19 protein-coding genes are annotated in these 19,792 nt (G+C 62.1%); 5 read left to right on the forward strand and 14 right to left on the reverse strand.

Annotated features, from left to right (window positions below):
• Nucleotides 1-2: 2 nt before the first annotated feature.
• Both HU749_RS01340 and HU749_RS01345 read right to left on the reverse strand, forming a co-directional pair.
• Nucleotides 3-596: a PA_0111/PP_0108 family redox-active disulfide protein gene (locus tag HU749_RS01340; protein ID WP_033062353.1), complete on the reverse strand. Its 594-nt coding sequence runs from the start codon at nt 594-596 to the stop codon at nt 3-5.
• Nucleotides 562-1,299, reverse strand: coding sequence for an SURF1 family protein (locus HU749_RS01345; protein WP_186649540.1), 738 nt, complete (start codon nt 1,297-1,299; stop codon nt 562-564). The genes HU749_RS01340 and HU749_RS01345 overlap by 35 nt, the downstream gene beginning before the upstream one ends.
• Before the next feature lie 70 nt (nt 1,300-1,369).
• Between HU749_RS01345 and HU749_RS01350 the strand changes: the two genes are divergently transcribed.
• Entirely contained in the window at nt 1,370-1,573 is a 204-nt protein-coding gene (locus HU749_RS01350) for a twin transmembrane helix small protein (RefSeq protein WP_014335867.1), read from the forward strand.
• A gap of 24 nt (nt 1,574-1,597) precedes the next feature.
• Here HU749_RS01350 and HU749_RS01355 read toward each other — a convergent pair whose 3' ends face one another.
• The 4 genes from HU749_RS01355 to coxB form a co-directional block, all read right to left on the reverse strand.
• Entirely contained in the window at nt 1,598-2,485 is an 888-nt protein-coding gene (locus tag HU749_RS01355) for a cytochrome c oxidase subunit 3 (protein WP_014335868.1), read from the reverse strand.
• Nucleotides 2,486-2,509: 24 nt separating this feature from the next.
• A complete protein-coding gene (locus HU749_RS01360) occupies nt 2,510-3,061 on the reverse strand; it encodes a cytochrome c oxidase assembly protein (protein ID WP_014335869.1) in 552 nt (183 codons plus the stop codon).
• A gap of 117 nt (nt 3,062-3,178) precedes the next feature.
• The gene (ctaD, locus tag HU749_RS01365) at nt 3,179-4,765 is read right to left on the reverse strand and encodes a cytochrome c oxidase subunit I (RefSeq protein WP_014335870.1); all 1,587 of its coding nucleotides are present in this window, start codon (nt 4,763-4,765) and stop codon (nt 3,179-3,181) included.
• A gap of 82 nt (nt 4,766-4,847) precedes the next feature.
• Nucleotides 4,848-5,975, reverse strand: a complete 1,128-nt coding sequence (gene coxB, locus HU749_RS01370; RefSeq protein ID WP_018600866.1) for a cytochrome c oxidase subunit II — start codon at nt 5,973-5,975, stop codon at nt 4,848-4,850.
• Nucleotides 5,976-6,347: 372 nt separating this feature from the next.
• Here coxB and HU749_RS01375 point away from each other — a divergent pair, with 372 nt between their 5' ends.
• A complete protein-coding gene (locus tag HU749_RS01375) occupies nt 6,348-6,998 on the forward strand; it encodes a hypothetical protein (RefSeq protein ID WP_014335872.1) in 651 nt (216 codons plus the stop codon).
• Between the two features lie 159 nt (nt 6,999-7,157).
• Here HU749_RS01375 and HU749_RS01380 read toward each other — a convergent pair whose 3' ends face one another.
• The 3 genes from HU749_RS01380 to HU749_RS01390 all read right to left on the reverse strand — a co-directional run bounded on the left by HU749_RS01380 (nt 7,158) and on the right by HU749_RS01390 (nt 10,764).
• On the reverse strand, nt 7,158-8,684 hold the full coding sequence (locus HU749_RS01380) for a SulP family inorganic anion transporter (RefSeq protein ID WP_186649543.1): 1,527 nt from the start codon (nt 8,682-8,684) through the stop codon (nt 7,158-7,160).
• An 88-nt stretch (nt 8,685-8,772) separates the two neighbouring features.
• Complete coding sequence (locus HU749_RS01385; protein WP_046064691.1) at nt 8,773-9,504, reverse strand: carbonic anhydrase; 732 nt, start codon at nt 9,502-9,504, stop codon at nt 8,773-8,775.
• A 201-nt stretch (nt 9,505-9,705) separates the two neighbouring features.
• The gene (locus HU749_RS01390) at nt 9,706-10,764 is read right to left on the reverse strand and encodes a PA0069 family radical SAM protein (protein WP_186649546.1); all 1,059 of its coding nucleotides are present in this window, start codon (nt 10,762-10,764) and stop codon (nt 9,706-9,708) included.
• A gap of 183 nt (nt 10,765-10,947) precedes the next feature.
• Here HU749_RS01390 and HU749_RS01395 point away from each other — a divergent pair, with 183 nt between their 5' ends.
• Nucleotides 10,948-11,628: a dual specificity protein phosphatase family protein gene (locus HU749_RS01395; protein ID WP_079301889.1), complete on the forward strand. Its 681-nt coding sequence runs from the start codon at nt 10,948-10,950 to the stop codon at nt 11,626-11,628.
• A 3-nt stretch (nt 11,629-11,631) separates the two neighbouring features.
• Here HU749_RS01395 and HU749_RS01400 read toward each other — a convergent pair whose 3' ends face one another.
• The 3 genes from HU749_RS01400 to prlC all read right to left on the reverse strand — a co-directional run bounded on the left by HU749_RS01400 (nt 11,632) and on the right by prlC (nt 16,062).
• On the reverse strand, nt 11,632-13,620 hold the full coding sequence (locus HU749_RS01400; RefSeq protein WP_186649549.1) for a M3 family metallopeptidase: 1,989 nt from the start codon (nt 13,618-13,620) through the stop codon (nt 11,632-11,634).
• 112 nt (nt 13,621-13,732) lie between these two features.
• Nucleotides 13,733-14,014, reverse strand: coding sequence for a YheV family putative zinc ribbon protein (locus HU749_RS01405; protein WP_186649551.1), 282 nt, complete (start codon nt 14,012-14,014; stop codon nt 13,733-13,735).
• Complete coding sequence (gene prlC, locus HU749_RS01410; protein WP_003196350.1) at nt 14,011-16,062, reverse strand: oligopeptidase A; 2,052 nt, start codon at nt 16,060-16,062, stop codon at nt 14,011-14,013. Before prlC ends, HU749_RS01405 begins: the two co-directional genes overlap by 4 nt.
• A gap of 99 nt (nt 16,063-16,161) precedes the next feature.
• Here prlC and HU749_RS01415 point away from each other — a divergent pair, with 99 nt between their 5' ends.
• A complete protein-coding gene (locus HU749_RS01415) occupies nt 16,162-16,707 on the forward strand; it encodes a gamma carbonic anhydrase family protein (protein ID WP_186649554.1) in 546 nt (181 codons plus the stop codon).
• Between the two features lie 87 nt (nt 16,708-16,794).
• A complete protein-coding gene (locus HU749_RS01420; protein WP_186649556.1) occupies nt 16,795-17,445 on the forward strand; it encodes an HAD family hydrolase in 651 nt (216 codons plus the stop codon).
• Nucleotides 17,446-17,484: 39 nt separating this feature from the next.
• Here the strand turns inward: HU749_RS01420 and HU749_RS01425 are convergent, their stop codons facing one another.
• Together HU749_RS01425 and HU749_RS01430 are read right to left on the reverse strand one after the other, a co-directional pair.
• Nucleotides 17,485-18,477: an AraC family transcriptional regulator gene (locus tag HU749_RS01425; protein WP_079301370.1), complete on the reverse strand. Its 993-nt coding sequence runs from the start codon at nt 18,475-18,477 to the stop codon at nt 17,485-17,487.
• A 215-nt stretch (nt 18,478-18,692) separates the two neighbouring features.
• Entirely contained in the window at nt 18,693-19,697 is a 1,005-nt protein-coding gene (locus HU749_RS01430) for an asparaginase (protein ID WP_186649559.1), read from the reverse strand.
• Between the last annotated feature and the right edge of the window lie 95 nt (nt 19,698-19,792).

Here is a 19,792-nt window from a genome sequence, read left to right on the forward strand (position 1 = left end):
CCTCATCCGATGTTCGACAGTTTCAGCAAGTGGCGCAGGTCGTTGAGCAGGTCCTTGCCCTTGACCCGGGCGTCGTAGCGCAGCACCAGGTTGCTGTGGGGATCGATGATCCACAGTTGCGCGCCGCCGGAACCTTGGGCGCCTTTCTGATAGGCCGGCAGGTCCAGTGGGTAGCGTTGCAGTTGTGGGTATTCACGCTGCAGTTGGGCGTCGTACTCGGCATCGAGCGGTTGTGCGATCGCCAGGGCATGACTGGCGCGGCCGGCTTCACGGCCGAGGCCGATCTGCACCTGCCGGGCCAGGTACACCAGTTGCCGGCAATCCACCGAACATTCCTGCGGCGCCGTGACGAGGATCTGCCAGCGCTGTTCATCGGCCTGCACGCCAATCTCGGCGCGGGTCTGGCCGGTGCCGATCAGTTCGCCGTGGTAGCTGCGGCTGTCGGGCACCCAGAACTGGAATTTGTACATGCCGGTGGCGAGGATCATCGGCCCGATCACGCCGAGCACGATCAGCAGCAATTGCACGCGGCCCTTGCGACGGTTGGGCGCCACGGGCGCCTCAGACGTGTTGGTTGGATTCATGGTGCTTCCCATGGTGTCTCCCTGCGTTGTGCCATCCGAGATAAAGGAACAGGCCGAACAGTGCCGCCGCCATGGCGAACCACTGCACGGCATAGCCGAGGTGTTTTTCCGGGCCCATGGCGACCACCGGCCAATCGGTCCGGTAGGCGCCGGGGCCGCTTTGTTGGCGCAATTGATAGGCGAAGCCGTTGCGGCCTAGATCAGTCCACAGCTTGTCCGGCTCAATGGTGGTGACCAGTCGCGGCCAGGGCGCATCGGCCGGGTCGGCGTGGAGCTGGAAGGTGGCGCCGGGTGCGACGTAGACCCAGGCCTGGAGGCTCACCGGTTGCTCCGGCGTGTTGAAGGCCGGCGGGGTGCGCCGGTCCGGCCAGGGTAGCCAGCCGCGATTGACCAGCAGCCACAGCCCGGTGCGGTGGTCGAGGAACGGTTGCAGCAACTCGACGCCTACCTTGCCGTCGTGTTGGCGGTTATCCAGCAGGATGCTGTGCTCGGCGTCGAACTGGCCCTGCAGCGTGACCGGGCGAAAGGCCGGGTCGGCGGTGTGCGTAAGCTCAGTGCTGTCCATCGGCGGTGCCACGCGGCGCTCGGCGTAAGTGTCCATGAGCACGCGCTTCTGTTCGCCCCGGCTCAATTGCCAGAACCCCAGGCACACCATCACCGGCACCAGCACGGCCACCACCAATGACGGCACTAGGCCTGGCCGGAAGCCTTTCATGGCGCCGTCCGAAAGCCGTCGAACGGGATAGCTATACTCACGTGCATCGCGTCCCCCCGGAGTGTCCCTAATGCTCAAAGCAGCCATCGTCCTGATGCTGATTGCCACGATTGCCAGCCTGTTCAGCGGCCTGTTTTTTCTGGTCAAGGACGACAGCAGTTCCAATCGCCTGGTCATCGCCCTGGCGATCCGAGTCAGCCTGGCCGCCGCCACCGTCGGCTTGATTGCCTGGGGTTTCTTCAGCGGCCAGTTGGTGTCGCATGCTCCTTGGTAAAGAGCCGCCCTGATAACGGTTGCGTCAGAGGATGTAGACGAAGACGAACAAGCCGATCCACACCACATCGACGAAGTGCCAGTACCAGCTCGCCGCCTCGAAGCCGAACTGATGCTCGTTGTCGAAGTGCCCACGCATGATGCGCATCAGCATCACGAACAGGATGATCGTGCCCATGGTGACGTGGGCGCCGTGGAACCCGGTGAGCATGAAGAAGGTTGCCCCATAGATCCCCGAGCCCAACGTCAGGCCCAGCTCTTTATAGGCGTGGATGTATTCCTCGGCCTGGAAGCCCAGGAAGGCGCAACCCAGCAGCACGGTGATCGCCAGCCAGATTTTCAGCGCGCCGCGATGGCCTTTTTTCAGGGCATGGTGGGCGATGGTCACGGTGACGCTGGAACTGACCAGCAGGATGGTATTGAGCAGCGGTAAGCCCCAGGGGCTGATGACGTCTTTGGGCGGCGGGAAGAGTTTAGGATCGGGGTTGTTCAGCAACGGCCAGACATATTCGAAGTTCGGCCACAGCATCTCCGACAGGCCCTTGGTGCCTTCCCCCGCCAGGCCTGGCGCCGAAATCACGCGCACATAGAACAGGGCCCCGAAGAAGGCGATGAAGAACATCACTTCGGAAAAGATGAACCAGCTCATGCCCCAGCGGAACGAGCGGTCGAGCTGCGCGCTGTACAACCCGGCGCGGCTTTCCTTGATCACCGCGCCGAACCAGCCGAACAGCATGTAGGCCAGCAGAAGCCCGCCGACGAAAAAGATCAGCGGGCCGTGGGAATCCGGGCGCGCCGCCTTCATGTCGTTGAACCAGGTTGCCAGGCCATACACCGTGACGAACATGCCAACCGTGGCGATGATCGGCCATTTGCTCTGGGCCGGAACGTAATAGTGTTCGTGAGTTGCCATTTATTGTTCTCCTTATCGGGCACGCTATCGGTCAGTGTTTAGAGCCACCGGTGGATGACGAGCGGTGATGTCGAACAGCGTGTAGGACAGCGTCAGGTGCTTCACTTCCTTGGGCATGTCCCGGTCGACGATGAAGCGCATGGGCATTTCGATGCGTTCGCCGGGTTGCAGCACTTGCTGGGTAAAACAAAAACATTCGGTCTTGTGGAAATACGCCGCCGCGTTGCTCGGCGAGATACTCGGCACCGCCTGGGCGCTCATCGGCCGGTCGGTGGGGTTGTGGGCGACGAACACCATCTCGTTGACCGCCCCGGGCTTGACCACCAGCTCATCGCCCTTGGGGTAGAAGTCCCAGACCATGTCCACCGAATTGGTCGACAGGAACTGCACGCGCACCTGCCGTGATTCATCGACGACCTGCTCGCCTTCGTACTGCCCGCCGGTCTTGCCGTTGATGCCGAACGCCTTGCACATCACGTCGTAGATCGGCACCAGGGCAAACCCGAAGATGAACATGGCCACCACCACCAGCAGCAGGCGGGTGACCAGTTTCTTCATCGAAATCGAATCAGCCATGGTTCCTGCTCCGTGCACCGAGCCCTGTGGGAGCGAGCCTGCTCGCGATGCAGGCGACGCGGTGTGCCTGGTCTACCGCTATCGCGAGCAGGCTCGCTCCCACAGAAGCTTGCGTGTTCATTTCACTTCCGGCGGCGTAGTGAAGGTGTGATACGGCGCCGGCGAAGGCACGCTCCACTCCAGCCCTTCGGCCCCATCCCACGGCTTGGCCGGTGCCGGCTCGCCGCCACGGATGGTCTTGATCACGATGAACAGGAAGAAGATCTGCGTGGTGCCGAACATGAATGCGCCGATGGACGAGACCATGTTGAAGTCGGCGAACTGCAGGTTGTAGTCGGGAATCCGCCGGGGCATGCCCGCCAGGCCGACGAAGTGCATGGGGAAGAACGCCAGGTTCATCCCCACGAACGACAGCCAGAAGTGCAGTTTGCCGAGGGTTTCGTCGTACATGTGGCCGGTCCACTTCGGCAGCCAGTAGTAGGCCGAGGCGAATATCCCGAAGATCGCGCCGGGCACCAGCACGTAGTGGAAGTGCGCGACCACGAAGTAGGTGTCCTGGTACTGGAAGTCCGCCGGGGCGATGGCCAGCATCAGCCCGGAGAAACCGCCGATGGAAAACAGGATCACGAACGCCACGGCAAACAGCATCGGTGTCTCGAAGGTCAGCGAGCCTTGCCACATGGTGCTGGCCCAGTTGAACACCTTCACCCCGGTGGGCACGGCGATCAGCAGGGTGGCGTACATGAAGAACAGTTCGCCCACCAGCGGAATGCCAACCACGAACATGTGGTGCGCCCAGACGATGAACGACAGGAACGCAATGGCGGCGGTGGCGTAGACCATCGAGGTGTAGCCAAACAACGGCTTGCGCGAGAACGCCGGGATGATCGAGCTGACGGCACCGAAGGCCGGCAGGATCATGATGTACACCTCGGGGTGGCCGAAGAACCAGAACACGTGCTGGAACAGCACCGGGTCACCGCCGCCGGCGGCACTGAAGAAGCTGGTGCCGAAGTGGATGTCCATCAGCATCATCGTCACGCAGCCGGCCAGCACCGGCATCACTGCGATCAGCAGGAACGCGGTGATCAGCCAGGTCCAGACGAACAGCGGCATTTTCATCAGGGTCATGCCGGGGGCGCGCAGGTTGAGGATGGTGGCGATCACGTTGATCGCGCCCATGATCGAGCTGATGCCCATCAGGTGGATGGCAAAGATGAAGAACGTCACGCTTTCTGGCGCATAGGTGGTGGACAGCGGCGCATAGAAGGTCCAACCGAAGTTCGGCCCGCCTCCAGGGGTGAACAGCGTCGAGACCAGCAGCAGGAACGCCGCCGGCAACAGCCAGAAGCTGAAGTTGTTCATGCGCGGCAGGGCCATGTCCGGCGCGCCGATCATCAACGGGATCATCCAGTTGGCAAGGCCGACGAACGCCGGCATGACTGCGCCGAAGACCATCACCAGGCCATGCATGGTGGTCATCTGGTTGAAGAATTCCGGTTGCACGATCTGCAGGCCGGGCTGGAACAGCTCGGCGCGGATCACCATGGCGAACGAGCCGCCCAACAGGAACATGGAGAAGGCGAACCACAGGTACAGCGTGCCGATATCCTTGTGGTTGGTGGTCAGTACCCAGCGCATCAGGCCCTTGGCGGGGCCGTGGGCGTGGTCGGCATGACCGTGGTCATCGATCACAGCACTCATGTCCTGTCTCCTTCGAACGAGTGGGCTGGGCGGCCCGGGGCGGTGAGCCCGGAACGGTTGCGGGAACGATCGTCAGGCCGGCTCATTGGCTTTCCGCCTGTTTGAGTTCCAGCACTTCTTTAGGCGTCACCATGTCGCCCTTGTTGTTGCCCCAGGCGTTGCGTTCATAGGTCACGACCGCGGCGATATCGACTTCCGACAACTGTTTGCCGAACGCGGCCATGGAGGTGCCGGGTTTGCCGTGGAAGACAATGCCCAGGTGATCCTTGATCGGCCCGGTGGCGATTTTCGAGCCCTTGAGTGCCGGGAACATCGGTGGCAAACCCTGGCCTTCGGCCTGGTGACAGGCCACGCATGTGGTGTGGTAGACCTTGTCGCCACGCTCGATGAGTTCTTCGCGCGTCCATTCCTTGCTGGTCAGCTCCTTGAGCTGCGCGGCTTCGGCCTTGCGTTCGCCCAGCCATTTTTCGTAGTCGGGCTTGCTCTTGACCTCCACCACGATCGGCATGAAGCCGTGGTCCTTGCCGCACAGCTCGGCGCACTGGCCACGGTACAGGCCGGGCTTGTCGACACGGGTCCAGGCTTCGTTGACGAAGCCTGGGATCGCATCGCGCTTGACCGCGAAGGCCGGCACCCACCAGGAGTGGATCACGTCGGCGGAGGTCACCAGGAAGCGCACCTTGGCATCGACCGGCAGCACCAGCGGCTTGTCGACCTCCAGCAGGTAATGCTCGCCCTTGGCGCTCTGGTTATGGATTTGTTCGGCGGGGGTCGCCAGGTTGCTGAAGAACTCGACGTCCTGGCCCAGGTACTTGTAGTGCCACTTCCATTGATAGCCGGTGACCTGGATATCGATGTCCGACTCGCTGGAGTCGTACATCTTGATCAGGGTGGCGGTGGCAGGAATCGCCATCAGCACCAGGATCAGCAAGGGCACGATGGTCCAGAGGATTTCGACGCGGGTGTTTTCGTGGAAATGCGCGGCATTCTGGCCGGTTGAGCGGCGGTGCATGATCATCGACCAGAACATGGCGCCGAAGACGATGATGCCGATGACCACACAGATCCAGAAGATGGTCATGTGCAGGTCGAACACTGCGTTGCTGATCTGTGTCGCTCCCGGCGCCATATTCACAGTCCAGGCCGCTTGCGCCTGGCTGAAAATCGACCACAACAGGAGGCCCATCCATACGTGTGGATGTCGCGTCATTGCGGGTTCCCCTTATCGTTCTTGTTATCCCGTAGGCGTAAAGCCTGCGGCAAGGGATCGGCTATTCAGACTGCTTAATTGACTCGCCGCGCCTTGCTGCACATGCAATCGGGTGTCATCAGCTAACTCCATTCCAACCCGAGTATAGACAGCACCTGCAACCTCGCAACGCGATGGCGTAAATCGTTTGAAACAGCCGGGGCTTGCGCTAGAGCCCACGAATGGAGAAGGATGCGAACCTGAGTGATGGCAAACCGATATAACTGTGCTGTAGCAAGGAAGGGACGGTTATGAAAAATAGGTCTTAGGAGTGTTTTTGCGCCAGCTAAGTTATGTCTTCCCTATTTCTTTGCCTTGTTTCCTGGAGTTTTCATGAACACCGCCGCATTGCGCGAGCAGATCCAAAAAGCCCAACAACACGAAGCCGAGACCGGCCAATTGACCCGCCAGCTGGAGGCCCAGTTACCGCATCTGCATGCCGCGATCCAGTTGCCAGACATCGACGCAAAGGGCGTCATGACCCGTTTTGTCACCGCCTACATCGAGCAAGTGCCGGACCTGCTGGACGCCGCCAACGAGGTGGCCCGCGAAGCCGGTATCGAATCGCAGATCAAGCCGGTACTGAAAATCGCCGAACAGTTTTTCCTCCAGCCACCGAAGTTGATGGAAGGCCACGTTGGCCTGGACAGCCTGTTGGACGAAGCCTATCTGGCCCATCGGTTGGTGGAGGAGGTCAACGATTTGTACATCAAGCACTTCAGCCAGCCGCTGATCCCGCTGGACATGACGGTTGCCAACCTGATCGCTCACCATCTGATCGGCGAACCGTTCGCCAACCAGTTGGATGAAGCCGTGCACCACGCCGTGGACGAAATGCTCGACGAAGACAGCTTTGCGCTGGAGTCGGTGGAGTCTTACCGGGAGAAACTCGGCAGCCCGGACACAGGCGCTGCCTGGAAGCGCTGGCCGTGCCTGTCGCGCCAGCTGGGCGTTGGGCTGGAGCTGGATCAGCCAGCGGCTTGATCCAGCTGAAACACACAACCCCTGTGGGTGTTCACAATCATTGTGCTCACCGCAAAATCCTGTGGGAGCGAGCCTGCTCGCGATAGCGGTTGGACATTCAACATTTATGTCGACTGATCCACCGCAATCGCGAGCAGGCTCGCTCCCACAGGGGCAGGGTTAACCGGTCGCTGCGCCAACCCCTACGGTGGTACGCAACCGCCCTTCCAACCGGCGCTTGAGCCCGCGGGATTCGATCAGCAGCTTCGAACCCTTGCTGGCATTCGCCCGGCCCCATTCTTCCAGTAGCTCCAGGCACGAGTGATCGATGTAGCTCAGGTTATTGAGCGGCACATGCACGGTCGCGCCTGTCGGTATGCTGCCCAGCACCTGGGTCAGCGCCGGCACCTTGAGGAAGGTGGCTGCCCCGACCAGTCGCAGTTCCATCTCGCCTTCCTGGGGCAGGTCGATCAGGCTGATTTTCAGTCGCGAGGCTTTCCAGGCCAGTTTCGCCAGGGTCAGGCCGAAGCCGATCAGCACACCGGTCAGCAGGTCGGTAAAGATGATCGCCAGCGCCGTGGCGGCGTAGGTGAACATCGGCATACGGCCGTAGCGGCCCAGGCTGCGAAACGCCTTGAGGTCCACCAGCTTGAAGCCGGTGTACACCAACACCCCCGCCAGGCTCGCCACCGGGATGCTTTGCAGCACGCTGGACAGCAACAGCACGAAGAGCAACAACCACAGGCCGTGGAAAATCGTCGACATCCGCGTGGTGGCCCCGGCCTGGACGTTGGCCGAGCTGCGCACGATCACCCCAGTCATCGGCAGGGCGCCGAGCAGGCCGCAGAGCATGTTGCCGATCCCTTGCGCCGACAGTTCGCGGTCGAAGTCCGCACGCTCGCCGCTGTGCATGCGGTCCACGGCGGCCGCCGACAGCAGGGTTTCGGCGCTGGCAATGAAGGCCACGGCGAATGCGGCGATCAGCAGCGTCGGGTCGGCCAGGTTCAGCAGGTCCGCCGGGCGCAGCCAATCAATGGCTTCGGCGAGGTTCTCCGGGACTTCCACGCGTTTGACCTGCAAGGCCAGCAGCAGGCTGGCGACGGTCGCCAGGCCTACACCGAGCAAGGCGCCGGGAACGAAGCGCAGGCTGTGGGGGCGAAACTTTTCCCACAGCCACATCACCGCAATCGTCGATAAACCAAGCAGGCCGGCCTGCCAGCCGAAGGACGGCAAGGCCTGGGCCACGGCCGCCGGGAATGCCGCCAGGTTATCCAGCCCTGACGGCTTGGGCGTCGCGTCGAGCATCACATGGACCTGGGACAGCACGATCAGCACGCCGATACCCGCCAGCATCCCGTACACCACCGCAGGTGCGGTGACCCGGAACCAGCAGCCGAGGCGAAAGCGCCCGGCCAACAATTGCAGCAGACCGGCCAGCAGCAGGATCGGCCCGAGCATGGCCACGCCATGCTGGCGCACCAATTCGAAGACCAACACCGCCAACCCGGCGGCCGGGCCACTGACTTGCAGCTTGGAACCGGCCAGGAAACCCACCACCAGGCCACCAATGATGCCGGTGATCAGGCCTTTGGCCGGTGGCAGGCCGGAGGCGATGGCAATGCCCATGCACAAGGGCAGCGCCACCAGGAACACCACCACCGAAGCCAATAGCTCCCGTGGCAGAACAGCTTTTAATTGAGCACGCATGGCGACTCTCCCGAAGTTTTCTTCAGGCATGGCGAGGCCCTACCGCGCAAATGGCGGCAAGGCTTGAACCACACAAGTTTAGGAGTGGTTAGAAGCGCGCTTTGGGCGTCGCCACCGGTATCGGATGGCTGCCATCGAGCGGCAGGAAACGTCCCTGGTCCGCGTCATAGGCTTTGATCTCGCTGGTCTCGATGTTGTACACCCAGCCATGGATGAACAACTGACCATTGGCCATGCGCGATGCGACCGAGGGATGCGTTCGCAAATGCTGCAACTGCGCGATCACGTTCTCTTCGGTGAGGATCGACATGGTCTGTTTTTCGTCGCCACACGGACAGTTGTCGTGGACCATGGTCTTGGCCACTTCGGCGTGGCGCAGCCAGGCTTTTACCGTGGGCATTTTTTCCAGGGTGTCGGGGTTGAGCACCGCACGCATGGCGCCGCAATCGGAATGGCCGCAGACAATGATGTGTTGCACACCGAGGGCCAGCACGGCGTATTCGATGGCGGTGGAGACGCCGCCGTTCATCTGCCCATAAGGTGGCACGACGTTGCCGACGTTACGGGTCACGAACAGGTCGCCGGGGGAGCTATGGGTGATCAACTCGGGCACGATGCGCGAATCGGCGCAGGTGATGAACATCGCCCGGGGCGCCTGGGCGGTGGCGAGTTTCTTGAAGAGCTCTTCCTGTTGCGGAAAGATCTCGTGATGGAAATGCAAAAAGCCGTCAACAATATGCTGCAGCGCTGCATCGGCGGTTTCCGCCTGGGGTTGGGCTGAAGCCGACGCAGCCAACGGCTGTTTATCCTTGTCACTCATGATTCATCCTCTTTGACGTTGACGCCAGTGGCTGGTTAAAAAACATCCAGATCGAGGTGTTCGACCCGTCAGTCACTCGCTGAACAAGGTAGCGGCCGAAACTTAACTCAAACTGAAATCCAAGGCTCTAGAACAACGATTCCAGGGGTGGCAAAACGCTGGCGCAGCTCATGCCCGGCGCTGTTTCAAGGTCAACTTTAATCAAATCAAAGACATCTGTCGGCCCGGCGGACAGAAGGCATCGCAATCAAGATTGTATCCGTCGCGACGCTCAAGCCCCAAGCGCTTGAGGGCCTTGGCGAAACGCTGGGCCAGCAGGTCGGCGAACGGGCCTTCGCCGCGCATCCGCGCACCGAAACGGCTGTCATACAGTTCGCCACCGCGACTCTGGCGCACCAGGCTCAGCACGTGGGCGGCGCGTTGCGGGTAGTGCGCCTGCAACCACTCCTCGAACAGCGGCGCAACCTCCAGCGGCAGGCGCAGCATGACGTAGGCGGCATTCTGCGCGCCGGCGGCGTGGGCTTCGGCCAGCAGGCTTTCGATCTCGCTGTCATTGATCATCGGGATCATCGGCGCACACAGCACCCCCACGGCGATGCCTGCCTCGCGCATGACCTTGATCGCCCGCAACCGCGCCTTGGGCGCCGCAGCGCGGGGTTCGAGAATGCGCTTGAGCTCATCGTCCAGGGTGGTGAGGCTGATCATCACGTGCACCAGGCGTTGTTGCGCCAGCTCGGTCAGCAGGTCCAGGTCGCGCAGGATCAGCGAACCCTTGGTGACGATGGTCACCGGATGCCGATAGCGCAGCAGCACCTCGAGAATCCGGCGGGTTATCCGTTGCTCGCGTTCGATAGGCTGGTAGGGATCGGTGTTGGACCCCAGCGCGATTGGCGCGCATTGATAGCCGCGCCGGGACAATTGCTCTTCCAGCACATCGGCGGCATTGGTCTTGGCGATCAGCTTCGTTTCGAAATCCAGCCCCGGCGACAGGTCCCAGTAGGCATGGCTGGGCCGCGCATAGCAGTAGATGCAGCCGTGTTCGCAGCCTCGGTACGGGTTGATCGAGCGGTCGAAGGGAATATCGGACGAGGTGTTGCGGGTAATGATGGTCTTGGCCATTTCGATGCGCACTTCGGTGCCCTGGGTCGGCGGGACTTCCTGGCACCAGCCGTCATCTTCGGCCACCGAACGACTCGGGGCGAAGCGGTTGTGCGGGTTGGTCGCGGTGCCGCGGCCGCGAGGCGGAAGAGAAGCTGACATGGGAGCACTCCGAAAAGCTGTATGTGCATACAGTATTCGTTGCATTCGATTTAGACCAGTGCCATTCAGCAGCCCGAACCCCCGATCATCGTTCACAACGCTTTGACGTTCTCCTCACGGGCTTTTAACCGCAGCGAGCCGAAACTGCTGATCTCGCATTCCTTCGTTTTCGGTCATCTGTGCATGCTCAAGCTCTGTTCCCGTTCACTGCTGTGCCTGGCCTTGCTCATCGGGCTGGCCGAGATCCCCGCCCAAGCGGCCGACTCCACGCAGGTGAGGCCCGTTGAATGGGCGCAGCCGGTGGAAAAGGCCTACAACCTCTACCAGATGTCTCCGACGCTCTACCGCAGCTCCCTGCCGGACGGCGCAGCGCAGCCCTTGCTGAGCAAGCTGAGGATCGGCACGGTCATCAACTTCCTGCCGGAGTCGGACAATCGCTGGCTGTCCACCCCCGGCATCGAGCAAGTGCAGTTGCCCTATCGCACCAATCATGTCGATGACAGCGACATACTCATGGTTTTGCGCGCTGTCCAGGCGGCCGAAGCCAAGGGGCCGGTGCTGATGCACTGCAAGCACGGCTCGGACCGCACCGGGCTGGTCGCCGCCATGTACCGAGTGGTGGTGCAGGGTTGGAGCAAAGAGGACGCCTTGAACGAAATGACCGAAGGGGGCTTCGGTGACAGTCATCACTTCAAGGACGGCGTGCGCTACATGATGCAGGCCGATGTCGACAAACTCCGCGTGGCGCTGGCGAATGGCGATTGCAGCACCAGCGTCTTTGCCCTTTGCTCCCTGGCAAGCTGGGTCAACTCAACCACGACGACGCGTCACCTTGACACTCAGGTTGTGCTTCCCGAGCGATGATCGCTACGTGCCCAGAAACGCCGTGACCGACTCAGACAGCGGACGCGAATCGCCCGACCCGAAAATCGTCTCGCGCAACGCCTGCCCGGTTTCCCGGTTGAACAGCCCGTCGCGCTTGAACCTCTGGAACACGGTTTTTGCCAATTCCTTCGACCAGGCATAGGCATAGATGCCGGCCCCATAGCCGGTCACCATATAGTCCAGGCCATTGGGCCAGCGTTCGGTGGCAGACACCGGCAGATGCCCGACCTGTGCGCTGACTTGATCGAATACTTGTTGGGCGGTGCGTCCGTCGCCGTGGCTGCGGTGCAACTCCATGTCGAACAGCGCATCGCGCAAGAACGCGGCGCTGTCCCAACTGGTCTGGGTATGGAGGTAGACCAGCCATTGATCGGCGAGGGTGTCCGGCAAGGGCGCTCCGGTTTGGTGATGTTTCGAGACACGCATCAGGCAGGGCTTGGCGAAGCACCATTGCTCGAACAACACCCCGGCGAATTCGGCCGTTCCCCTGGACAGTTCCGTGATGCCCGAAATTTCGCGGTATTCAGCCCGGGTCAAGACGTGATGCAAGCAATGGCCGAACTCATGAAAGAGGATGCGTAACTGCCGATGATCCAGCAACGCCGGGTTCGTGCCTGAGCCACGCGGCAACCAGCCATGCAAGACCGCGATGGGGAGCCGAGGGCGGCCTTCGGCAGTGATGCGGCGATTGCGCAGGGTGGTGGTATTGGGAAAACCGTCCTGGTTCGCCTCTGCAAACGGGTCGAAATAGAGGTAGCCCACGGTCTCGTCCGCCTCGCGGACTTCAAAAAGGCGCACGTCCGGATGCCAGGTCGCCACGTCCTGGCGTTCAACGATGTTCACGCCGAACAGGTCCCTGGCGATCAGCAACAGCTGTGCAAAAGTCGACTCCAGTTCAAACCAGGCACTGGCGGCTTGCTCCGAAACCCCAGCCGTTTGCCGCCGAAGCTTTTCGGCCAGGTAGTGGTAATCCCAAGGCTGGAGGCTGCTGAAATCTTGCGTTGCGGCAAATTTTTCCAGTTGTTCAGTGTCCCGGGCAAATACGCTGCGCTGCTGTGCGAGCCGTTCCTGCAAGAACGCCAGGACCTGTTCAGGCGACTCGGCCTGCTCTGGTTCGAGCGCCATTTGAGCGTAATTCGAATAGCCCAGTAACGTGGCGTGCTCGTGGCGATCCCTGAGCAACTGCGCGAGGACTTCGCCGTTGTCGAACACGCCGGCATGGGGCCCCTGATCCGATGCGCGCGTGCTGAAGGCGACGTACATTTGCTGGCGCAAACCGTGATTGTCAGCGTAACGGGTGACGATACGAAACGACTCCTCATTGAGCGTCAGCAACCAGCCCTTGCGTCCAGCCACCCGCGCCTGGTCGGCCATGCGTTGTTTGAAGGACGACGGCAGGCCGCTCAACTGGGCCTCGTCGTCAAACGTTCGGCTCCAGGCTTTATGGGCCTCGTGCAAGTGTTCCAGGAACAAGTCCCGGGCGCCTTGGATACGCAGTTGCAGGTCTTTCAAGTCTGCCTGTGCGGTGTTCGCCAAGCCGTTCTGGCGAAACTGCCGGAGGATCTTTGCCAGGGTTCTTTTTCTCGCCGGCGTGAAATGTCGGGCTATCGGGCTGTTCGCCAAGCGCTGATACAGCTGGAACAGGTCGGGATGGTGTTGGAGCGACCGCTGGAAATCCTGCAGCCGTTCGCTGCAGTCCGACCAAGCCTGGACCCAGGCGCCACCGATCCTGTTCCAGCTCAGTCGCTCCAGCACATAGCCGAAGCTCTTCAAGCGGGCGTGGATCTCGTCCATCGCCAGCACGAGGTCGTCCCAGGTGGGGAACGGTGTCTGGGTCTTGATGATGTCGGCGACTTGAGCGCGGCTCTCGGCAAGAATCCGGTCAAGGGCCGGTGAGAAATGTTCGGCTTGGATCAGCGAAAAAGGCGGCAGGTCATGGGCCTGCAACAGCGGATTGGCATCGTCGGGCATGGAAACCTTCCTCTCAGTCTGGACGTGATGAACAGTCTGCAAAGGACGGTGTGGGGGCGGGCGGTATATATGTATCGCTTCCGGGCCCTGGGGCCCGGAAGATGATACCGGATCATTCCGTCGGTTTTTTCTTCAACTTGGGGTTGGGGAAAAACTGCACTGCCTGGACCTTGGCGTCCGGCACCTTGACCGCCGAGGTATTGACCCGGGTGCCCAATTCCTTGGGCACTGACAGGCCTTGCTCGTTGAGTGTGTCGGAATAACCGCAGGCCACACATTCACGGTGCGGCACGCCGTCTTCGTTCCACATCATCAACTTGTCCGGCTCGCTGCAGGCCGGGCAGACCGCCCCGGCGATAAAGCGTCGCTTGGTAATCACAGGTCCCTCGCTCATGCTGCCGCGTCCTCGGTCAGGCCGCTGTGGCGCAAGAGTGCGTCAATCGACGGCTCACGGCCACGGAAGTCGACGAACAGCACCATCGGCTCCTGCGAGCCGCCACGGGCCAGGATCGCCTCACGGAAGGCTCGCCCGGTGTCGGCGTTGAGCACGCCGTCCTCTTCGAACTTGGAGAACGCGTCGGCCGACAACACTTCCGCCCATTTGTAGCTGTAGTAGCCCGCCGCATAACCGCCGGCGAAGATGTGGGCGAAGCTGTTGGGGAAGCGGTTGTAGGCCGGTGGACGCATCACCGAGACTTCGTCGCGCACGCCTTCGAGCACTTGCAGCACGCTGCGGCCATCGCCGTGGGTGGCGTGCAGCTCGAAGTCGAACAGCGAGAACTCCAACTGGCGGACCATCATCAGGCCGGACTGGAAGTTTTTCGCCGCGAGCATTTTCTCCAGCAGGTCCTGGGGCAGTGGTTCGCCGGTTTCGTAGTGGCCGGAAATCAGCGCCAGGCCTTCAGGCTCCCAGCACCAGTTTTCCATGAACTGGCTCGGCAGCTCCACGGCATCCCAGGCCACGCCGTTGATGCCGGACACGCCAGCGTGTTCGACGCGGGTCAGCAGGTGGTGCAGGCCATGGCCGAATTCGTGGAACAGGGTGGTGACTTCATCGTGGGTCAGCAGCGCCGGTTTGCCGCTGTCGGCCGGGGTGAAGTTGCACACCAGGTTGGCGACCGGGCTCTGCAGGACGCCTTCGAAGGTGCGACGACGGTCGCGGGCGCCGTCCATCCAGGCACCGCCACGCTTGTTGGCGCGGGCGTAGAGGTCGAAGAAGAAGCGGCCGACGTGCTGGCCGTTCTCCTTGATTTCGAACAGGCGCACGTCCGGGTGCCAGGTATCGAAGCCTTTCAGTTCGGCGATCTCGATGCCGTAGAGGCGTTGCACGATGGCGAACAGGCCGCCCAGTACCTTGTCGATCGGGAAGTACGCACGCAGGGCTTCCTGGGCCACGCTGTAACGCTGCTGGCGCAGTTTTTCACCGTAGAAACCGCTGTCCCAGCTTTGCAGGTCGGGGCAGCCCTGTTCGGCGGCGAAGGCTTTGAGCTGTTCCAGGTCCAGGGCGGCGAATGGTTTGCTGCGCTTGGCAAGGTCCCGCAGGAAACTGAGGACCTGATCGCTGGATTCGGCCATCTTGGTCGCCAGGCTCAACTCGGCGAAGTTGGCGAAACCGAGCAATTGGGCCAGTTCCTGACGCAGGTCGAGGATCTGTTCCATCACCGGGCCGTTATCGTTCTGGCCGGCATTCGGGCCTTGGTCCGAGGCGCGGGTGCAGTACGCAGCGTAGACTTCTTCACGCAGGGCGCGGTCTTCGGCGTAGGTCATCACCGCGTAATAGCTGGGGAATTCCAGGTTGATCAGCCAGCCGTCCAGCTCCTTGGCTTGGGCGGCCGCGGCCATTTGCGCCTTGGCCGAGTCGGTCAGGCCGGCGAGGGCGGCTTCGTCTGTGACGTGCTTGGTCCAGGCCTGGGTCGCGTCCAGCAGTTGATTGGAGAAGCGGCTGCCCAGCTCGGACAGTTTGCTCTGCACTTCGGCGTAGCGCTTCTGCTGCTCCGGCGGCAGGTCGATGCCCGACAGGCGGAAGTCACGCAGGGAATGTTCCAGGATGGTTTTCTGCGCCACGTCGAAACCCGCGGCTTCAGGGCTGCTCGCCAGGGCTTCGAACGCCTGGAACAGCTCGCGGTTCTGGCCCAGCTCGGTGGAGTAGGCACTCAGCGCCGGCAGGCAGGCCTCGTAGGCTTCGCGCAGTTCAGGGCTGTTGCGCACGGCATTCAGATGACTGACCGGGCTCCAGGCCGCGCCCAGGCGATCATTGAGCTCGTCCATCGCCAACACCAGGCCGGCCCAGGTAGGCTGCTGGACTTGGGTCTTGAGGAGCTCGGCGATGGCGGCACGGTTGTCAGCCAGGATCTGCTCGATGGCCGGTTGCACGTGCTCGGCACGGATCGCCGAGAATGGCGGCAGGTCATAGGGCTGCAAAAGAGGGTTGTTCACGCTCACGGTCGACACCTTGGCTGGAAGAAACATGGGCCCATCTTAATTACAATCGACGCTCACCGCAGCTAGCAGCGCCTATCACCGGATAAGAGAGAGCCTATCGTGACCCTTCGCACGTACCAGAACCACAGCCCGCGGCTAGCCCGTGGCGCTTTTGTCGACAGCACTGCGGTGGTGATCGGCGACGTCGAAATCGGCGAAGACAGCTCCGTCTGGCCGCTGACGGTCATTCGCGGCGACATGCACCGCATCCGAATCGGTGCGCGTACCAGCGTCCAGGATGGTTGCGTGCTGCACATCACCCACGCCGGTCCGTTCAATCCCGAGGGTTTCCCGTTGCTGATCGGCGACGACGTGACCATCGCCCACAAGGTCATGCTCCATGGTTGCTCCGTGGGCAGCCGGATCCTGATCGGCATGGGCAGCATCGTCATGGACGGCGCGGTGGTCGAAGATGATGTGATCATCGGTGCCGGCAGCTTGGTACCGCCGGGCAAGCACCTGGAAAGCGGCTTTTTATATGTGGGCAGCCCGGTGAAGCAGGCCCGGCCGCTGACGGACAAGGAGCGCGCATTTTTCACCTACAGCGCGGCGAACTACGTGAAGCTCAAGGACCTGCACCTGGCCGAAGGCTACGACCAGGCCTGATGAGGTTCATCGTGGCGAGGGAGCTTGCTCCCGCTGGGCCGGTCCGACGCTTCGGGCGCAGCAGCCCCATTACTCCCAGGAACTGCAATGCATTACCAGACTGTACTCTTCGACCTCGACGGCACCCTCACCGACCCCCGCGAGGGCATCACCCGTTCGATCCAGTTCGCCTTGAGCAAACTGGGCATCGACGAACCCGACCTGACCCGCCTCGAGCCTTTCATCGGCCCACCGCTGTTGCAGGCGTTCATGCAGTTTTACGACTTCGAGGAAGCGAAGGCCTGGGAGGCGGTGAATTTCTATCGCGAGCGGTTCAAGGTCACCGGCCTTTATGAGAACCGTGTATTCGACGGCGTGATGCCGTTGCTGGAGACCTTGGGTGGCCAAGGGCGCCAGTTGTACATCGCCACCTCCAAACCCTGGGTGTTCGCCCGGGAAATCGCCCGCCACTTCGACTTCGCCCGGCATTTCAAAGTGATCTACGGCAGCGAACTGGACGGCACCCGCACCAACAAAGTCGAGCTGATCGCCCACCTGCTGGCCGAAGAAGGCCTCGACCCGGCTAGCACCCTGATGATCGGCGACCGCAAACACGACCTGATCGGCGCCCGCAGCAACGGCCTGGATGCGGCGGCGGTGGGGTATGGATTTGGTAGCCACGAAGAACTCAGCGCCGAGGGCCCGGCGTATCACTTCGAGACGGTGGATGCGTTGCATCAGGCGTTTTTGCGGGGTTAGTCATATTGCCATCGCGGGCAAGCCTTGCTCCCACAGGGGTCAAGCCCTGAACTGGCTTGGCGCCACGCCGCTCCAGCGCACGAAGGCATGGCGGAAGCTGGCGGTTTCGCTGAAGCCCAGTCGTTCGGCGATTCGGTAGATCGGCAATTGGTCCTCGCAGAGCATCTGCTTGGCCCGTTCGAAGCGCAGTTCGTCCAGCAGTTCCTGATAGCTGCAGCCCAGGTCCTTGAGGTGCCGGCGCAAGGTGCGCGCCGAGCAGTTCATCTGTTCGGCCAGGCCTTCCAGTCCGGGGGCGGCGTCCAGTTGGGCGTCGAGCAACTGGCGGATCCGTCCCAGCCAGGCCTGGCGTCCGGTGAACTCGGTGTTCTGCCGGCGGCAACGTTCGGCCATGGCGTGATGGGTGATAGGGTCGGCCAGGGGCAAGGGCTGTTCGAGCCAGTGGCGGTCGAAGGCGAACGCATTATCGACGCTGTCGAAGCGCACCGGGCAGTCGAAGGGCGCGGTGTAGCGTACCTGGTAGTCGGGCGCCGGATGTTCGAAGCGTGCTGCACGCAACGGCAGTGCGTGGCCGAGGAGGTCGTTGCAGATGACCTTCAGCGAAACCATGCAGAACTCGGCATTGAACACCGCCAGGGCCGGGTTCTCCCGATAATCGCTGGCGCTGAACCAGATGTACTGGCCGTCATCGTCCAGGTTCAGTTCGAAGAGTGTTCCCAATAGCGCCGGATAGCGCAGCGCCAGGCGCAAGGCGTCACCTAAGGTGGCACTGGTGAGCAGGGCATAACCGAGCATGCCGTAGGACGAAACGTGCATGCGCCGGCCCAGTTCCAGGCCGATGTCGCGCTTGAGGGCCACGGCGTTGGCGCAGACTTGCATCTCCTGGTTGGTGGTGATGCGCGTATCGGCCCGGCTCAGGTCCGCCGCGCTGATGCCGCTGCCGGCCAGCAATGCCTCACTGGACAGCCCTTCATTCTTGAAGGTGCTCAGAACCAGGGAGACGGCGTTGAGGGTGGTGAGGTGGGAATGAAGCATGTCCGTTTCCAGCCTGGGGAAGCTTGGAAACGGAGCAAGTTATATGCCGGGTGAAAATCGAAGGTTCAACACAACCTCTAATGTGGGAGTAAACCTGTGGGAGCAAAGCTTGCTCGCGAAGAACGATGACGCGACCTTACAGTTGATCTGTGTCGCCTGCATCGCGAGCAAGCTTTGCTCCCACAAGTGCCCCCTCCCACAGGGTTTGCCGGGTGTCAGCTCAGCTCGCCACACAGGTCCAGCTCTACCAGCCGCCGAACCTCGTCCACCGGCAGCCCGGCGCCAATCAAGGCCTGCAACTTGCCGAACGCGGCCTCGCGGGTCATGCCGCCGCCGGACAGCACGCCGACGCCGCGCAAGCGGCTGCCAGCCTCATACACGTCCAGCTCGACGCCACCTTCATGGCATTGGGTCACCGCCACGACCACCACGCCGCTGTCCCGCGCCCGCTCGAGGCTGGCGAGGAAGGCCGGGTTGTCGCTCGGCCCGGTGCCGCTGCCGTAGCATTCCAGCACCAGGCCCTGGATGCCGCTGCCCAGCAGGCCATCGAGGACCTGCGCGCTGATGCCGGGAAACAGCGGCAACACCGCGATGTTCGCCAATTGCTTGGGCTGGTTGTAATTCAACTGCGCTGGCAGCGAGGAGGCTTTGACGCCGCCACCCTGGCGTTCCAGGCGCTTGAACGGGTGGCGACCGAAGCTGCGCACTTTCGCGCAACGGGTTGGCGCCAGCAGCTCACCGTGGAAGTACAGGTGCACGCCCGGCGCCAGACCCTGGCCAAGGGCGACCAGTGCGCCGCTGAGGTTTTCCCAGGCGTCGCTGTCGGTCACGCCGGCGGGCAGCATCGAGCCGGTGAAGCAGACCCGCGCATGCAGGCCCAGCAGTTGGAAGCTCATCGCCGCGGCGCTGTAGGCCAGGGTGTCGGTGCCGTGCAGGATCAGTACGCTGTCGCAGCCCTGCACATCCACGGCATCGACCACCGCTTCGCGCAGTTGCTGCCAGTAGGTGGGGGTCATGTTGGCGCTGTCGATCAGCGGCGACATTTCCCGGAAGCGCCATTGCGGCACGACGAGTTCGGGTTGGCTGTGCAGGTAATCACGCATACGCGCTTCGAAACCGGATGCCGGGGCCAGGCCGTGGGCGCTGGCCTGCATGCCGATGGTGCCGCCGGTGTAGAGCACCATGACGTGCTGGGCGGCAGGGTAGGTCGAGCCATTCATGGGGTTGTTCTCCGAGGACGAAAACGGCAGCTTGGGTCAGCTGCCACAACATAAGGTCGAGCATGACGCCGACCTTACGCTGTGTCACGCCGGGC

Source organism: Pseudomonas ogarae (assembly GCF_014268695.2).
In the GTDB taxonomy this organism is placed as follows: domain Bacteria; phylum Pseudomonadota; class Gammaproteobacteria; order Pseudomonadales; family Pseudomonadaceae; genus Aquipseudomonas; species Aquipseudomonas kilonensis.

Coding starts and splice junctions, on each gene's coding strand:
- HU749_RS01340 (WP_033062353.1), bottom strand. CDS start 596: ATGGGAAGCACCATGAATCCAACCAACACGTCTGAGGCGCCCGTGGCG.
- HU749_RS01345 (WP_186649540.1), bottom strand. CDS start 1,299: ATGAAAGGCTTCCGGCCAGGCCTAGTGCCGTCATTGGTGGTGGCCGTG.
- HU749_RS01350 (WP_014335867.1), top strand. CDS start 1,370: ATGCTCAAAGCAGCCATCGTCCTGATGCTGATTGCCACGATTGCCAGC.
- HU749_RS01355 (WP_014335868.1), bottom strand. CDS start 2,485: ATGGCAACTCACGAACACTATTACGTTCCGGCCCAGAGCAAATGGCCG.
- HU749_RS01360 (WP_014335869.1), bottom strand. CDS start 3,061: ATGGCTGATTCGATTTCGATGAAGAAACTGGTCACCCGCCTGCTGCTG.
- ctaD (WP_014335870.1), bottom strand. CDS start 4,765: ATGAGTGCTGTGATCGATGACCACGGTCATGCCGACCACGCCCACGGC.
- coxB (WP_018600866.1), bottom strand. CDS start 5,975: ATGACGCGACATCCACACGTATGGATGGGCCTCCTGTTGTGGTCGATT.
- HU749_RS01375 (WP_014335872.1), top strand. CDS start 6,348: ATGAACACCGCCGCATTGCGCGAGCAGATCCAAAAAGCCCAACAACAC.
- HU749_RS01380 (WP_186649543.1), bottom strand. CDS start 8,684: ATGCGTGCTCAATTAAAAGCTGTTCTGCCACGGGAGCTATTGGCTTCG.
- HU749_RS01385 (WP_046064691.1), bottom strand. CDS start 9,504: ATGAGTGACAAGGATAAACAGCCGTTGGCTGCGTCGGCTTCAGCCCAA.
- HU749_RS01390 (WP_186649546.1), bottom strand. CDS start 10,764: ATGTCAGCTTCTCTTCCGCCTCGCGGCCGCGGCACCGCGACCAACCCG.
- HU749_RS01395 (WP_079301889.1), top strand. CDS start 10,948: ATGCTCAAGCTCTGTTCCCGTTCACTGCTGTGCCTGGCCTTGCTCATC.
- HU749_RS01400 (WP_186649549.1), bottom strand. CDS start 13,620: ATGCCCGACGATGCCAATCCGCTGTTGCAGGCCCATGACCTGCCGCCT.
- HU749_RS01405 (WP_186649551.1), bottom strand. CDS start 14,014: ATGAGCGAGGGACCTGTGATTACCAAGCGACGCTTTATCGCCGGGGCG.
- HU749_RS01420 (WP_186649556.1), top strand. CDS start 16,795: ATGCATTACCAGACTGTACTCTTCGACCTCGACGGCACCCTCACCGAC.
- HU749_RS01425 (WP_079301370.1), bottom strand. CDS start 18,477: ATGCTTCATTCCCACCTCACCACCCTCAACGCCGTCTCCCTGGTTCTG.
- HU749_RS01430 (WP_186649559.1), bottom strand. CDS start 19,697: ATGAATGGCTCGACCTACCCTGCCGCCCAGCACGTCATGGTGCTCTAC.